Source organism: Acuticoccus kandeliae (assembly GCF_003073115.1).
Window position 1 is genome coordinate 1 of the sequence record NZ_QBBV01000176.1, and the last position, 291, is coordinate 291.

Here is a 291-nt window from a genome sequence, read left to right on the forward strand (position 1 = left end):
CGACGGGGGAGTCGGGGAGCACGGCGGGGCGACGATGTCAGCGGTGACCGAGAATGACGGGATCGGGAGTACCGGCGGGGGCGCGCCGCGCCGCGCCGGTCGTCGCCCGGTCACGTCCCGCTCGGAGATCGAGCACATCGCGCTGGAGATGTTCAGCGACCATGGGTTCGAGCACACGACCGTCGACGACGTCGCGCACGCCGCGGGGATCGGGCGTCGCACGTTCTTCCGGTACTTCGCCTCCAAGAACGACATCGCCTGGGGCGCCTTCGAGGAGCAGCTGGTGCGGAT

Annotated in this window: 1 protein-coding gene; it reads left to right on the plus strand. The window is 70.4% G+C overall.

Annotated features, from left to right (window positions below):
• Positions 1–34 precede the first annotated feature (34 nt).
• A partial coding sequence (locus DBV35_RS29840; protein WP_117434509.1) for a TetR family transcriptional regulator occupies positions 35–291 on the plus strand: 257 nt, incomplete at its 3' end.